The 13193-nt window shown below is 48.1% G+C and carries 18 protein-coding genes and 1 tRNA gene; 10 read left to right on the top strand and 9 right to left on the bottom strand.

Features of this window, described 5'->3' with window-relative positions; genetic code table 11:
• The first annotated feature begins 105 nt into the window (after positions 1-105).
• From Q5741_RS02675 to Q5741_RS02665, 3 genes are all read left to right on the top strand, one after another.
• Positions 106-780, top strand: a complete 675-nt coding sequence (locus Q5741_RS02675) for a uracil-DNA glycosylase (RefSeq protein ID WP_305022486.1) — start codon at positions 106-108, stop codon at positions 778-780.
• Positions 781-793: 13 nt separating this feature from the next.
• Positions 794-1210, top strand: coding sequence for a hypothetical protein (locus Q5741_RS02670; protein ID WP_305022485.1), 417 nt, complete (start codon positions 794-796; stop codon positions 1208-1210).
• Between the two features lie 120 nt (positions 1211-1330).
• Positions 1331-2953, top strand: a complete 1623-nt coding sequence (locus Q5741_RS02665) for a tenascin (RefSeq protein WP_305022484.1) — start codon at positions 1331-1333, stop codon at positions 2951-2953.
• Positions 2954-3085: 132 nt separating this feature from the next.
• Here Q5741_RS02665 and Q5741_RS02660 read toward each other — a convergent pair whose 3' ends face one another.
• Entirely contained in the window at positions 3086-3391 is a 306-nt protein-coding gene (locus Q5741_RS02660) for a hypothetical protein (protein WP_305022483.1), read from the bottom strand.
• A gap of 183 nt (positions 3392-3574) precedes the next feature.
• Here Q5741_RS02660 and Q5741_RS02655 point away from each other — a divergent pair, with 183 nt between their 5' ends.
• On the top strand, positions 3575-4048 hold the full coding sequence (locus Q5741_RS02655; RefSeq protein ID WP_305022482.1) for a general stress protein: 474 nt from the start codon (positions 3575-3577) through the stop codon (positions 4046-4048).
• A gap of 44 nt (positions 4049-4092) precedes the next feature.
• On the opposite strand, the gene Q5741_RS02650 is transcribed toward Q5741_RS02655, so the two are convergent.
• A complete protein-coding gene (locus Q5741_RS02650) occupies positions 4093-4278 on the bottom strand; it encodes a hypothetical protein (protein WP_305022481.1) in 186 nt (61 codons plus the stop codon).
• 145 nt (positions 4279-4423) lie between these two features.
• Here Q5741_RS02650 and Q5741_RS02645 point away from each other — a divergent pair, with 145 nt between their 5' ends.
• Positions 4424-4843 (top strand): NucA/NucB deoxyribonuclease domain-containing protein, encoded by a 420-nt coding sequence (locus Q5741_RS02645; protein WP_407074314.1) that lies wholly within the window; start codon positions 4424-4426, stop codon positions 4841-4843.
• A 135-nt stretch (positions 4844-4978) separates the two neighbouring features.
• On the opposite strand, the gene Q5741_RS02640 is transcribed toward Q5741_RS02645, so the two are convergent.
• The 5 genes from Q5741_RS02640 to Q5741_RS02620 form a co-directional block, all read right to left on the bottom strand.
• On the bottom strand, positions 4979-5221 hold the full coding sequence (locus Q5741_RS02640; protein ID WP_305022479.1) for a hypothetical protein: 243 nt from the start codon (positions 5219-5221) through the stop codon (positions 4979-4981).
• Between the two features lie 75 nt (positions 5222-5296).
• Entirely contained in the window at positions 5297-5560 is a 264-nt protein-coding gene (locus Q5741_RS02635) for a hypothetical protein (protein WP_305022739.1), read from the bottom strand.
• A 325-nt stretch (positions 5561-5885) separates the two neighbouring features.
• Positions 5886-6617, bottom strand: coding sequence for an MORN repeat-containing protein (locus tag Q5741_RS02630; protein WP_305022478.1), 732 nt, complete (start codon positions 6615-6617; stop codon positions 5886-5888).
• Between the two features lie 138 nt (positions 6618-6755).
• Positions 6756-7217: a DinB family protein gene (locus Q5741_RS02625; RefSeq protein WP_305022477.1), complete on the bottom strand. Its 462-nt coding sequence runs from the start codon at positions 7215-7217 to the stop codon at positions 6756-6758.
• A gap of 20 nt (positions 7218-7237) precedes the next feature.
• On the bottom strand, positions 7238-7840 hold the full coding sequence (locus tag Q5741_RS02620; protein WP_305022476.1) for a YdhK family protein: 603 nt from the start codon (positions 7838-7840) through the stop codon (positions 7238-7240).
• A 151-nt stretch (positions 7841-7991) separates the two neighbouring features.
• On the opposite strand from Q5741_RS02620, the gene Q5741_RS02615 reads away from it, so the two are divergent.
• Positions 7992-9686, top strand: a complete 1695-nt coding sequence (locus Q5741_RS02615; protein WP_305022475.1) for a hypothetical protein — start codon at positions 7992-7994, stop codon at positions 9684-9686.
• A 360-nt stretch (positions 9687-10046) separates the two neighbouring features.
• Here Q5741_RS02615 and Q5741_RS02610 read toward each other — a convergent pair.
• Positions 10047-10119: transfer RNA gene (locus Q5741_RS02610), tRNA-Val, on the bottom strand.
• 153 nt (positions 10120-10272) lie between these two features.
• Here Q5741_RS02610 and Q5741_RS02605 point away from each other — a divergent pair.
• Together Q5741_RS02605 and Q5741_RS02600 are read left to right on the top strand one after the other, a co-directional pair.
• The gene (locus tag Q5741_RS02605; RefSeq protein ID WP_305022474.1) at positions 10273-10503 is read left to right on the top strand and encodes a hypothetical protein; all 231 of its coding nucleotides are present in this window, start codon (positions 10273-10275) and stop codon (positions 10501-10503) included.
• Between the two features lie 108 nt (positions 10504-10611).
• Positions 10612-11055 (top strand): GNAT family N-acetyltransferase, encoded by a 444-nt coding sequence (locus Q5741_RS02600; RefSeq protein WP_305022473.1) that lies wholly within the window; start codon positions 10612-10614, stop codon positions 11053-11055.
• A 63-nt stretch (positions 11056-11118) separates the two neighbouring features.
• On the opposite strand, the gene Q5741_RS02595 is transcribed toward Q5741_RS02600, so the two are convergent.
• Entirely contained in the window at positions 11119-11883 is a 765-nt protein-coding gene (locus Q5741_RS02595) for an MBL fold metallo-hydrolase (RefSeq protein ID WP_305022472.1), read from the bottom strand.
• A gap of 254 nt (positions 11884-12137) precedes the next feature.
• Between Q5741_RS02595 and Q5741_RS02590 the strand changes: the two genes are divergently transcribed.
• Positions 12138-12692: a copper amine oxidase gene (locus Q5741_RS02590; protein WP_305022471.1), complete on the top strand. Its 555-nt coding sequence runs from the start codon at positions 12138-12140 to the stop codon at positions 12690-12692.
• A gap of 83 nt (positions 12693-12775) precedes the next feature.
• The gene (locus Q5741_RS02585) at positions 12776-13081 is read left to right on the top strand and encodes a DUF1292 domain-containing protein (protein ID WP_305022470.1); all 306 of its coding nucleotides are present in this window, start codon (positions 12776-12778) and stop codon (positions 13079-13081) included.
• Positions 13082-13193: the final 112 nt, after the last annotated feature.

Genomic DNA, 13193 nt, shown 5'->3' with positions numbered 1-13193 from the left:
AAGCTCTGAAAGATGCTTCTTTCCTTGGGGTCAGTTTCAGGTCTTCGTCAACCTGTCTTATTCATGGTAAAGTATAGAATAGCAGGTTCATCCAGGAGGGATACAATGTTTGGCAATGATTGGGATACGATATTAGAAGAAGAAGTACAGCAACCATACTTTGATGAACTCCGTCATAAGCTGGCGGTAGAGTACAAAACGCAAACGGTATATCCGCCCAAGGAACTGATTTTTTCGGCACTTAAGCGTACTTCATTTGCGGATACCAAAGCCGTCATTCTCGGACAGGATCCGTATCACGGGCCGGGACAGGCGCAGGGTCTCAGCTTCTCGGTGATGCCGGGCGTCCGGATTCCGCCTTCACTGCGTAACATTTATAAGGAGCTGCATGAAGATGTTGGCGTACCTGTCCCCGGCCACGGATCGCTTGTTCACTGGGCAGACGAAGGGGTGCTGCTTCTGAATACGGTACTCACGGTCCGTGATGGTCAACCCAATTCCCACAAGGGGATCGGTTGGGAGCGGTTCACAGATGCAGTAATTGCCAAATTAAACGAACGGGAGAAGCCGGTGGTGTTTATGTTATGGGGCAGTCCCGCTCAGCGTAAAGGGAGCTTTATTGATGAGGATAAGCATCTGGTGCTGAAGTCAGCGCACCCGAGTCCGCTTGCCGCACACCGGGGCTATTTTGGAAGCAGACCGTTCTCCAAATGTAATGCCTTTCTAGAAGAGCATGGAATGAAGCCGGTGGATTGGGTGATCCCGCCGATCCAGTCATAAGGAGTTGATCAGAATGCGTCACTGGGTTGGACGGCAAGTTGTTATTTTCAGCGGACCGGATCGACAGACCCGACTGCAGGGTGTGTTGGAAAAATGGGACGATACGAAGCAGTGCGTCGTACTGGGACCCAAAATGTCAGTCATCCCGTTCAGTGAGATTGCAACCATTCAGCCGCTGCCATCACTGCGGGAACGGCGAACAGTTCCGCGTTCGAAGCTGTACCCGGTCAGCTATATTATGAAGGTGCCGATGCAGTTTGATAATGCAGTCTATTTTAAATCCTGGGTCACAGTATGGCGTGGAAACCGCCTGATCGCCTACGGTACGCGGCTCAAGCGTCATGATCGTGAGCATGCGGTTCTGGAAGATGGTCGTATTCTCCGCAAGGATAGTCATACATTTGTAGTGAGATCGCTGCAAGGGGGCTGATCTTATAGCTGATATTATAATAGTAGGTTCAAATATTCGCTTCAATTTCCGATATATGGATAGAGAGCAGTGGTATGGGATTATTTCTGCTGAAGTTATAGGGGAAAAGGAGAGGAAATGATGAACCGTTGGCGTTATATCAGCCTGTTAATGGTAATGGTGCTGGCCTTGTCTTCGTGGGTTCCGGCAGGAGTTGTACGGGCCGAAGACACGGCAGGATCGATTGCTTCACTGCAGTGGTCCGTTTCAGCGAATGAGAAGGTTCTGCTTGGCGGAGGAACAAAAACGATTAGCGTATGGGCGGTGGATGCTTCATCAATCAAGAAGGAGGTAACCGCTGAAGCCCTGTGGTCTTCTTCCAATCCGAAAGTGGCCGAAATTACTGCAGGCGTCATTACCCCCAAGGCAGCCGGTACGGTGAAAATTACTGCCTTATACGGAGGGAAGCAGGTCGTCAAGTCGGTCACTGTAGCTCCAGGAGTGAAGAGCATAACGTTAAGTCCGGGGGGCAGCTTCACCCTGTTCAGTGGGCAAGAGGCACAGGTAGCGGCAGCGGCGCTTGGTCTGACCGGGGATAAAAAGGATGTCACTGCAAATGCCGTATGGACGAGCTCAAACCCGGCTGTAGTAGGAGTGGATAAAGGTAAGCTGACAGCAGCTGGCCCCGGAAAAGCAGCGGTTACTGCTTCGTATTTGGGTAAAGCCGTTAAGCTGACCATTATTGTCTATGCGGTTCCAGACAAGCTGACCAGCAGCAGGAGCAGTCTCACGCTTACGACAGGTGACAAGCTAACACTGCCAAGCATTTATGTTACCGATGCTAGCGGCAAGAAAATCAACTTTAGTTCAGAGACTGTATGGACAGTCGGGGACAGCTCGGTACTGAAGCTGGTGAACAAGCAGCTGACTGCTCTGAAAGCGGGAAATACGATGCTGCAGGCCAATTTGGCTGGAAGGACGCTGGATATTCCTGTGAGCGTTAATATGAAGATCAAGGCGCTGAAGTCGGCAACAACCGGCTATGTTATGACAGCTGGACAAAGTGCAGCTCTGCCGCCTGTGCAGGCGCTTCTGGCCGACGGACAGGCAATCGATGTTTCCTCCAAAGTAATATGGACAGGATCGGCAGCAGGGATTGCGTTACAGGATGGCAAGATCCATGCAGTCAAAGCAGGCAATTATACGATCAAGGCCATGCATCTGAACAAAAGCCTTAAGATTCCAGTCAGGGTAGAACCTGTTGTGCAGGAGCTCAAGGTAAGCAGCTCCAGTGTGAGCCTGAACTTGAAGGGGAGCACAGCTATGAAAGTGACCGCTGTGTATACAGACGGAACCAAAGCAGATGTAACCTCCAGAATGATATGGACATCCTCTAACCCCTCGGCAGCAGTCTTGAAAGGGAACAGCCTGAAGGCAGCAGGAATCGGAGAGTCTACCCTTACGGGAACCTATCAGAACCAGAACATCAGCGTGCAGGTAAAGGTTGTACCCAAGCTGATCAAGCTGGAGGCGAATGTCAAATCTGTCTCGCTGACGAGCGGCAAATCCCAGCAGATCACCGTTAATGCAGTGTACGACACCGGTGAGAAAAAGAATGTGACCTCCTCAGTTCAGTGGGTGTCCTCCAAGCCGGCAGCAGCCGTTGTCAAAGAAGGAGCCGTTACAGGAGCAGCCAAAGGGACGACCGTGGTCAAAGCCATGCTAGGAACTAATTATGTGACGATTCCGGTCAAAGTAAGCTGAACAGCATATATTTAATTACACAGAAGCTCCTGAATTCTTCATCGAAGAACGGGAGCTTTTGAATGAGGTCAAACAAAAAGGATCCTCGGTTCCCTAATAGGCGGAAACGTCAGGATCTCAGATTAACATACATTATTCGACTCCGTCTTTGTAATTGTTAACCCAATGTTTGTCACCTTTGTGCTTGAAGTCTTCAACGGTCTTCTCCAACGTAGATACCAGTTCATTCTTGATATTCGAAATGGTCTCACGGAACAGCCGTTCCTCTTCACCGCTGATGCGTTCCCCGTAAAGAGCCTGCGCTGCTACAAATTGACGGTGCTGCTCGACGAACTGATCAATGGACTGGAGGGCATGCTCCACATAGTGGGAGATCCCTTGATGCTCCTTCGGAAGCTGTGTCTTCAATAGTTCTACTCTTGACCATGTTGTTGTCATAACCATTTCACCTCATTTGATTCATTTTGTAAATCTACAGTACATCAATTTCTGAAAATTAACATTAAAATTCACTTAAATTTATATGAAATTAACGTCATAATGATGCCTGTCCTATTCTGTTTCTTAAAACGTGAAAAAGGTTAATGGCAATGTAAAACGCAGTTGAAGGGAGTAGGTCCAATGACTACGTTGTTAATTGGCGTCTATCGTACAGAGCAGGATGTATCCATGACGATCGAGGAACTAATGGAAGCGGGAGCAGAGCGCAAAGAAATTTCTATCGTTTCCAATCAGCATAATGATCTTGAACAGATTGCCGAAGATACCGGGATGAAGCCGTTCAGCGGTGGCTATGGTGCAAGAGGAATATTAAACACTCTAGAACAGCTTGCTTCTGATCTGCGTGTTATGCCGCAGCGTGCAGCTGTATCGGGTCCTGGGGCCAAACTTCTGGCCGGAGCGGAAACGGGCAGCCGTTCGGATGACCTGATTGTCCGCCTGACCGCTATTGGTATCCCCAAGGATGATGCCAGGGCTTATGCAGCAGAAGTACGGCGCGGTCATCTCCTGATGATGGTAACCAGCGAAGCGGAAGATGCGGCCGGAAAAATGGCTATCATGGAAAAGCATGATGTGAAGCCCGTGTCGATCTGATTCGTATTCCCCTTTGTATCCTAATGGAGTATAGTTGAAATAGATTAGGCGATGATGCGGCTGACTGTGAGCAGCTCATCGCAGACGATGTTATGCTTCCGGCTTCCATCGTAGAGTCCGAAGCTTTCGGTTTCCGGATCCATGACAGGCCAGCCCAGCAGAATTTCTCCGTTTCTGAGACGGATAAGTACGGCCTGTGCATGGGCAATGGCAAGTTTTAATTCGTTCATAGTATGTTCCCCCCCTTTAATTCTTATTTCGTCATCAGGGAATCGTTTATTTAGCATTTTTTTGTAAAATTGTATCGATGACAGCAAGGAGAAGTTTGTGGCAGCCAAACGGAGGAAAAAAAGAAAAAACAATAAGCCCAGCCGGATGCTGTACCTGATTGTTCTGGTGCTCGGGGTGCTCTGGCTGTACCATTATCACCCCGAAATAATTAAGGATCCTAAGGCGATTCTTGATCAGAAGGCAGATGTAACGATAACTTTCCCTATTGCGAAATACCCGCAGACCGGGCAGCATATCCGGGAAGCTATCGATGCCGGAGCATCTTCGGTATGCACGATTGACCGTAAGGGAGCGGCGGCAAACCGGGAACTTTCGCTGAAGCATGTGAAGGTTAAGAAAGGCTACGACCGTGATGAATGGCCTATGGCCATGTGTGCGGAAGGCGGGACAGGTGCCGATGTGAAATATATATCGCCGAAGGATAACCGCGGAGCCGGGTCATGGGTCAGTCACAAGCTGGAATCCTATCCGGACGGCACAAAAGTTAAGTTTGTTGTTCAATAATCTGATAGGATGCAGCACGAAAAGCACATTTCCCGGGGACAACTCAGGAAGTGTGCTTTTCGTTTACAGCAAGATATAAAGCTGCCTGACCGAAGCGTACTTCGGCCAGGCAGCTTGCGGTTACTTCTGTGAAGATTAGTAGTGTCTTTTCTTTTTCTTAGCCGACACATTAAACTGATTGACTGCAAGTGCATTTCCTTTGGCTTTGGCAGCAGCTTTTTGTTTCACCTTGATTTTCAGGCCGCCTTGAGACCAGGATTTGCCCCAGCTCTTATGCATGTCCTTACCCCAGCCGTAATGCTTGCGGCCGTGCATGGAATGGTGCTTGCGGTGATGTCTGCGGTGCTTTTTGCAGTGGCATTTTCTATATCCGTGCATTCATATCACCTCCTTTCAGGCATAACAATTCCTGTCGGACTCACCGAGAGGTGTTAAGCTGGAGGGATCAACGTATTAATAATAACGATGGTGACGCGGTTTGCAGTGATGCTTGCGGTGTGGCTTGAAGTAATGGTGTTTGCGGTGCGGTTTGAAGTGATGGTGATGCTTGCGGTGTTTCGCCTTGTGCTTACCTTTGGCAATTTTGATGTTCAGCATATTGGAGGCCAGGGCATTTCCGTGTTTCGCTTTGGCGCGAGCGGATTGATAGACTTTTACTACCAGAACTTTCTTTTTGCCGATACGGTGTTTGTAAGTTTTGACTCTCGTACGTAACATAAGATCACTCCTTAATGGTATTTGTTAAATCATATGAACCTGTTCCTTGAAGCGAAACGGCCGATACCCGCAGGCTATAAATCTATGCGTTTGACATGTTGGCGGAATGGAGTGGAGCGTGCCGCGGGAAAAAGGTAGAGTAGTAAGGAGTGTGTCTAAGAGAAGATTTCCTGTTGAGATGATATAAGGATATGCATGATTGAGAGAGCCTGTATCCGCTTCCCCCCAAAGTGATCGGAAGTTCTGCTGTTGTCACGATAAATCGGCTATGTGTACGAAAAAGACCCCGCACCAAGTGCGGGGTCCTCCATTCTGATTTGAATTTTTAATTTAGAGGCAGCTGATTCGACAACTGTTTGAATTTCTGCAGCACAGGAATCATCCGGGACTGGATGGACTGGAGATATTTCAGAGCAGCTTTGTTCCGGAGTTCAGCGGCGGCATTCTCAACAGGCAGCTGTGTGTAGTACTTTTTGAGAGATCCTTTTGCATAGGTTACTTCAAAAAAGCCCCCTTGAGCCCAATCGGTCGTCATCCGGCCGTTGCTTCCCAGGATATGCAGCGATTCATTACCATTCTTATAAGTAAAGCTGTAATCCGGATCGGCAACAGCATGAATGACCTCATACCCGTTAGTCCAGAGGTTCTGACTGAAGGTACCGGTTTGAATTTGGTTATAACGTACGTTTCCTTCCGAAGTGGTGACTTTATTGGTTCGTGTTCCTTGTCCCTGCATCTTATCCTTTTGCCAAGAGCCATTGTAGACGATTTTATGTTGCTCACCGTCCATTACGTATTGGTTTATGTATTTCCCCTGGCCGGAACGCTTTCCGTTGACCCATTCTCCCCAGTATTGCTTGGTGGGTCCCCACTGCATCGTTCCTTTGCCATTAGGCAGACCGTTCTTGACTTCGCCATAATAAGCCGCACCGTCTGGCATCTGTAAGTTCGTGCCTTTCACTGCTGCATAAACGGAAGAAGAGGCTGGTGAGTATACCGCCGCTGCAAGTGGCGAGAGCAGGGCGATGGTCAATGCGATGGCAAGCTGTTTTTTCATAAATAATAACTCCTTTATTGTTAGACTGGATGAACATCCCTAATTTTACAACATCTTCATTATAAAAGGGTAAAAAAAAGAGACAGTGAGCCTGTCTCTCGGTTTGATACAAGTTACAAATATATATTACATTTGCATCTAACTGACGCCGTTCGCCTTATTCCACGAGCCCTGTTCCTTACGAATGACTACGATCTGGCCGATGTGATAAGCATTGTGAATGGTCAAATGGGTGAGATCTGGAGCCCAGCGTTCCAAGGTCGAAGGATCGGCCTGCTCCACTGCGTCCATCCAATCTGCCAATGTCTGATCGTAACGTGCCAGTGTCCGGCTCCAGACTGCATCTCCTCTTGTAAAGGTATCATCATTAGAACCTTCGACTGGAGCAACCTCTTCTCCCCGAAATCGGTTCAGATACCTTTCATTGTAGAAGTCCAGATGACGCACAATCTCGATGATGCTGTTCATTCCATCCCGGTCACTTTTGGCATGGACCTGTTCTTCGGATAAATCCGCAGCAGCCGAGGCCATGGAGGTAAACCATCCGTTGTCATTTCTGCAGGCTTTAAACTGGTTCAGGAGTATTTCTTTTCCCGTCATTTTCAGCCACTCCTCGTCTTTTATTTGGGAGCTGTCAGTTCGCTTTCGGTCACCCATTTATGGTTCTTGACCGGTTCACCGCCTGTCGTTGGCGTATAGTCCAGCATGTATACCGTTGTCCGTTCTGCGGACTCTATGGTCGCAGACGCGCCTTTCATGCCAGGCATATGATCCGCTTCCAGTACGACAGATGCTCCTGTAGGAAAAGGTTCGTCACCGGCACCCTGAATCTCCTGCTGAATCACCCATTTATGATGCTTGACCGGCTCGCCGCCCGTGGTCGGTGTATAAGTAACAACATATGCGGTGGTGTCGTACGCTCCGGTAATGGTTCCTACAGCACCTTTCATACCAGGCATATGATCCGCTTCAATTAATGCCTTGTTTCCGACTTTAAATTTGGGATTGGCTGCTTCCTTTAAGTTGGCTGGAACTTCGGGGGAGCCATTGTGTTCCATCCCCATACTGCCGCCGGATCCCGTTGTGCTGGAATCTTGAGAGCTGGAACCTTGAGAGCTGGATGGAGCTGTCGCTGCTGTACTGCTTGCGTCATCCGACTGAGCTCCGCAGCCGCTAAGTGCGATCATGGCTGTAATCCCTACTGCGGCTAACTGCTTTTTCATAAATACCACTCCTTCATTATAGGTGAGTTGAATGGCCTGCTGTATCTATAATATACCCGATAGGGGTATATTATAAACCGGAAGGGGGAACACGCAGACTTTTACAGCCATATCTATATACATGCGCTGTGACTGGAGAGGAGAGATGCAATTGCGTGTTAACGTGAAGGATTATACAGGCAGAGATGACACTGAACGCTTTCAAGCAGCGGCCGATCATGCCTCTACGTTAGGAGATTATGTGGAGGTATACGTTCCCGCAGGGCGTTATTATCTTACTCGTATTGCCGGATACGTTGAAATCCCTGCCCATGATGACGGCACGGTTATGGAGGGATATGGCACACCGCTGGAACCTGAGCCTATTTCCAAAATGCCTTATATCATCGATGTGCCGTATAACGTAAAGTTTGTGGGGGAATCCCGCTGGTCTACGGTTATTTATGGTCCCTATGTATATGGGAATGCAGATCTTCAACAGCCTATCGGTTTTATGCAGAGCGGCAGACCAGATGTAAATGGTGTGATCGACCGTGGTGTCCGGGGCTCCACGGTGTACAATGTGGGATTGTCGAATATGGAACTGCGCAATTTTTTCTTTGCTTATGCGGCGCTGAACCTGACCGTAGCCATCAGTGATTTTCATCAGCTTCGTTTCAGGGATTGTGCGATTGGAATCTACAGCCGGGTGCAGGAACAAAATAGCTATAGAAGGATCGAGTTCATAAAGTGCGGTGCAGGCATTGTCGTTGGAGGACAATGGTCCAACCGGAATGACAATTATCTTGAGCAGGGCGGGTTTGGGGATAAGTGTTCGTACGATCAAATAAGATTTACGTATGAGCGTAATTACCAGGTTGGTAAAGATGATGCCATTGATACTTTTTTTGATGACTATTTTTTCAAAACGATCAATAACACTACTCGCCTGAGCAGGCCGATCCTTGGTTACAGTATAGCAAAAACAGCCAAATATTATGGCATCACTGGAATCATGATAGCAATCTATTCGCGTTATATGAGGAACAGCAATAATAATTCCTTTTCGAATCTCTTTCATGGCTTTACCCACCGTTATTGTGTTACCGGGAATATGATACGGTGCAGTGAGGTCACGAATGTGAATCTGGAATCGGTGGGGTGGGCTGAAGTACAGAATACAGGACTTGGGTATACGCGTGGCGGGGCTGTGGGAAGTGATTTTACCGATCCCTATCTTGGCACGGGAGTCAGACTGCCTTCGATCTTTCCGGGCTTTCAGCCTGACTGCACATTCCGGAATATTCAGGCGCAGAAATGTTATGCCGCCAACCCGATCCCGCCTGTTGTGCAGTGGATCGGCCTGGACGCGATAAACGGAATGGCCTCAGACTTCAGCGGCGGCAATCTGCCGGCGAATAAGATTGACAATGATCTGCAGCCGGTTCTTACAGGGATTCAGAGTACGGTTCCGCTGCTGGGCTACCGCAGTCCTTCATGGAATACCGTGACAGCAGTGCCTGGTCAGGATGTGACGATGACTTTTAGGCTCCAGGACTTACAATTACAGCGGGGAACATTTCATGGGGTACTAATGGTGTCAGCCAACGGTTCAGCGGACCAGGCTTTACTGCAGCAATTCAGCCTGATTTACATCCCGGCCACGACCTTCCGGGGGCTTGTCAAGATCAACCTGGTGGGGCCGGTCGTTGCATCTAATGGGGATCTGGTTCCCACGAATCTAAGAATAACTGATCCTGCAGCCGATGGTTCATTCACGGTAACTGTCACCAATCCGAACAAGCCGAATTCATTACGAATGAGCTCCCGAATACTTGGCTTGACTCGTACGTCTACGTGGCAGTGATTGAGCAGGGATATCGGGTCTTATAAGCATCGGGTTGTCTGTGAAGACAGCCTGATTGCTTGCTCGTACGGTAGAATGATCTCTGAATTCATGTTCTGAATCCATTTCTACTTCTGAATTAACGATTCCCCTAAATTGAGAATTCTATAGTAATATACATCAGTAAATGGGTGTTTAGGAACTGGTTTGAAGGAACAAGTTTTGACACCTTTCAGGTAAACGAAAGCAGCGGTACATGTCCGCTGCTTTTTTTCGTATCAGGAAGTGATTCGTATCAAATTCGTATCAATGCCGATTTTCGTCTCAACCAGAGCAGCATAAAAATAATAAAAACCCTTGATACACAAGGGTTTACGTGTATGATCTGTAGTGGGCTCGAACCACTGACCCCTACCCTGTCAAGATAGTGCTCTCCCAGCTGAGCTAACAGATCAAGTCGTATATTAACTTTTTTAATATTATCAGCAGCTTTGGGAACTGTCAACTGAAAATATATATAGATGAGACGCTGGGCCTCACGACTAAAACCATCATGTTCCGTTCACAATAAAGCATAAAACCTGCAGCAGGGAGTGAACTCCTAGTGATGAGTCCTAAAGCAGCAACTCCAACAAAAATGTTCAAAGGCTTGTTGATGACAGCAGCGGTCCTCCTGATTCTAAGCGGCTGTACGCAGCAGCAGATTGAGCCCTCTCTGGAACCCGTTCAAGATCACAATGCAGCGTCGGAGCTTCCGGTCATTCGTGATGTATACTCCGATTCCGACTCGGTACACAGCCGGGTATACGGAGAGTCCGAAAATATAGATCTGCCATAAAAATAAACAGGTTGGCGTTATCCGAGCGGCTCGTGTATAATAATCCCGTTTTATACCGGTTACAGATGAGACCATGAAGAGGGAAACCGAAATGAAGGGGGAACGGGCATGCCAGCAGAAATTGTACGTGTACAAATCGATGAACAGCTCCAGGAGGCGCTCGCCATCCGTAAAGCTGTATTCGTCGAAGAACAGAATGTATCCATAGAAGAGGAAATTGACGATTACGATTCCCTGGATGCCGAGTCACACCATCTGCTTTTGCAGGAGGGAGGCCAGTTTGTGGCAGCAGGCCGGATTAAGCATTTTAACGAAGATTCCGCCAAGCTTCAGCGGGTCGCTGTGCTGATGCCGTTTCGCTCCAAGGGTTATGGCCGTGTATTGATTCTTGCTATGGAAGAACTGGCACGTGAACTTGGTTTCAAATACGCCGTCCTGGATGGACAGGTTCAGGCCGAGGGCTTTTACCGCAAGCTGGGATATGAAGTTATCTCTGAAGAGCCCTTCTATGACGCTAACATTTTGCATGTACGCATGCAGAAAAAGCTGTAACACAGAACAGCTGTCTAACCATAAACCCCGCAATCGGTATTACAGCCGGCTGCGGGGTTTTGTTTATGGTTCCGGAATCAACTGGTCATCCATGATGGTATAGGTAGCATGCTGTCGCAAGAAGGGGAGATCTCCTGCTGATTCACGCAGCTCCTCCATTCGGTCACTGTAATGCATGAGATACATCCGTCTGCGGACAGACTCTGGCAGCGACTTGAGCTCATCCAGAGTCGTATGCACCTCGCCACGGCCCTGCAGCTGGCATTCATGCAGAATCAGCGAACAGCCGCGTTGGTCGACAAGCTGGTTCAACAGTTCCGGATTGAAGGTCATATCGGCACTATAGAAAATATGCTCATTCACATACAGCGAATAGCTGTCTTTGCCCGGTATGTGCCGGGTAGGGAACAGCTCGACTGAAATACCTGGAACAACTTCTATCGTCTTGCCTGGCTTAAGGGGACGAACCTCGAACACGTCATTGATCGATTCAATGATTCCCTGCTGGAATATACCGCCCTTCAGCGTATGTTCCCACAGCGGCTGAATCAGTGTCTCGGCAATGTAGAGCACAGGCCTGCGCTGGTGTACGAATCTCATCTGAAAGGCAAGCTCCTCCAGTCCTCCAACATGATCGGCATGAATATGGGTGATCAGTACCGCATCCAGATCCTGAAAAGAATACCCCAGCTGATGTAACGAAATCGGAGCTGTAGTGCCACAATCCACCAATAGACGGGCTGTATCGCTCATAAACAGCGCATTGTTGTTATAGTAGGTTTTGGCAAAGGCATCTCCAGTTCCCAGCATCTGCAGTTTCAGTGTCAATCAGAACACCTCCGGTATGAGTATGGGGTTATCATTTGGTTTAAATGCAATCAAGGAAATTTTAACATGCTTACAGCAGGAAGCGCTAACAAGCGGCTAACTGAAATTCAATTGTAAAAAATCAACTGTTCCAGCGCAACTTGTACGGCGATTCCTAGTATACACTTACAACGGGCGTTCTGGTGAAGAAAACTATGGTGAGAGGTTTAAATCAAGACGCTGCGACAGGATACAGATGGAGGGACTCCTAAGATATGAAGTGGAAAAGAATTCTAATTTGTGTCATCGCAATCATGCTGATGAGCAGTACCGTGCTCTTCGCGGATTCCTTGAACGAGAAAATCCGGGTATTGATCAACGGAGAAGAAGTCAGTGACGGAGGTTACATTATTAACGGCAGGACGTATGTGCCGGTGCGGGAGTTTAATGGAATCGCCAACTTTAACTCGGCTGCAGGCAAAGTAACCTTTTACAAACCCAATGTACATATTGCGCTGTTTAAAGGGGATACCATTTTCGGCAATGTGAACAAGGGCAAGCTGAAGTTTAATGTACTCAGTCAGGTGGATAACCTGAAGACCGACATTGCAGGCGTGAAAGTGACGATTACAGATCCTGGCGGTAATGTGAAGGATATTCAGTCCCAGGACACGAGTAATCTGGACAAGGATAATTTCTGGTTCCGCACGTACGACTTCACGTATGACTTCAAGACAACAGGCAAGTACAAGGTTGGTTTCTATATGAAGGAAGATAAGGACAGCGGGTATATTCTTATCGCGGAGAAGGTCATCACGGCGCTTGACTAATAGGTGAATACAAATTGATTTGTAGCATGGAAAATGTTAAGATACCCCAGTAGCAACAATCCAATTTAAAGCGAGGTATTCCCATGAGCGATCACAAACATGAGCAAGGACATGACCATGCTCACGACCACGATCATGATCACGAAGAGATTGTCGTAACTCTGACAGATGAGGAAGGCAATGACGTCGATATGGTTCTGATCGAAACGTTCGACGTGGCTGAGAGTGTATATGCCATCCTGCTGGAACGCGATAACCCTGAATCTGACGGCATCATTCTGCGTGTGGAAGAAGAAGACGGAGAAACGGTGCTTGTAAATATTGAAGACGAAGCAGAATGGAATCGTGTGGAAGAAGCCTACAACCAGCTTGTAGCTGAGCACGAATAATTGCTTCTCCGGTGCAGACCGGCATCCTGAAGAGCTCCCTTAAGGGGGCTCTTTTTCGTCGTGCCATAGATGTGATTTATAGGGAGGGCGTTCTTTGCACACACAGCAAAAC

Source organism: Paenibacillus lacisoli (genome assembly GCF_030580655.1).
Classification (GTDB): Bacteria; Bacillota; Bacilli; order Paenibacillales; family Paenibacillaceae; genus Paenibacillus; species Paenibacillus lacisoli.
The sequence above is the reverse complement of the archived record's forward strand: the minus strand, read 5'-3'. Positions and strand labels throughout refer to the sequence as shown.

Excerpts from the sequence above, each read along its gene's own strand:
- Q5741_RS02650 (WP_305022481.1), bottom strand. The coding sequence starts at position 4,278 with ATGAACGAATTAAAACTTGCCATTGCCCATGCACAGGCCGTACTTATC.
- Q5741_RS02585 (WP_305022470.1), top strand. The coding sequence starts at position 12,776 with ATGAGCGATCACAAACATGAGCAAGGACATGACCATGCTCACGACCAC.
- Q5741_RS02660 (WP_305022483.1), bottom strand. The coding sequence starts at position 3,391 with ATGACAACAACATGGTCAAGAGTAGAACTATTGAAGACACAGCTTCCG.
- Q5741_RS02620 (WP_305022476.1), bottom strand. The coding sequence starts at position 7,840 with ATGAAAAAGCAGTTAGCCGCAGTAGGGATTACAGCCATGATCGCACTT.
- Q5741_RS02655 (WP_305022482.1), top strand. The coding sequence starts at position 3,575 with ATGACTACGTTGTTAATTGGCGTCTATCGTACAGAGCAGGATGTATCC.
- Q5741_RS02630 (WP_305022478.1), bottom strand. The coding sequence starts at position 6,617 with ATGAAAAAACAGCTTGCCATCGCATTGACCATCGCCCTGCTCTCGCCA.
- Q5741_RS02675 (WP_305022486.1), top strand. The coding sequence starts at position 106 with ATGTTTGGCAATGATTGGGATACGATATTAGAAGAAGAAGTACAGCAA.
- Q5741_RS02640 (WP_305022479.1), bottom strand. The coding sequence starts at position 5,221 with ATGCACGGATATAGAAAATGCCACTGCAAAAAGCACCGCAGACATCAC.
- Q5741_RS02625 (WP_305022477.1), bottom strand. The coding sequence starts at position 7,217 with ATGACGGGAAAAGAAATACTCCTGAACCAGTTTAAAGCCTGCAGAAAT.
- Q5741_RS02600 (WP_305022473.1), top strand. The coding sequence starts at position 10,612 with ATGCCAGCAGAAATTGTACGTGTACAAATCGATGAACAGCTCCAGGAG.
- Q5741_RS02605 (WP_305022474.1), top strand. The coding sequence starts at position 10,273 with ATGAGTCCTAAAGCAGCAACTCCAACAAAAATGTTCAAAGGCTTGTTG.
- Q5741_RS02670 (WP_305022485.1), top strand. The coding sequence starts at position 794 with ATGCGTCACTGGGTTGGACGGCAAGTTGTTATTTTCAGCGGACCGGAT.
- Q5741_RS02645 (WP_407074314.1), top strand. The coding sequence starts at position 4,424 with ATGCTGTACCTGATTGTTCTGGTGCTCGGGGTGCTCTGGCTGTACCAT.
- Q5741_RS02635 (WP_305022739.1), bottom strand. The coding sequence starts at position 5,560 with ATGTTACGTACGAGAGTCAAAACTTACAAACACCGTATCGGCAAAAAG.
- Q5741_RS02665 (WP_305022484.1), top strand. The coding sequence starts at position 1,331 with ATGAACCGTTGGCGTTATATCAGCCTGTTAATGGTAATGGTGCTGGCC.
- Q5741_RS02590 (WP_305022471.1), top strand. The coding sequence starts at position 12,138 with ATGAAGTGGAAAAGAATTCTAATTTGTGTCATCGCAATCATGCTGATG.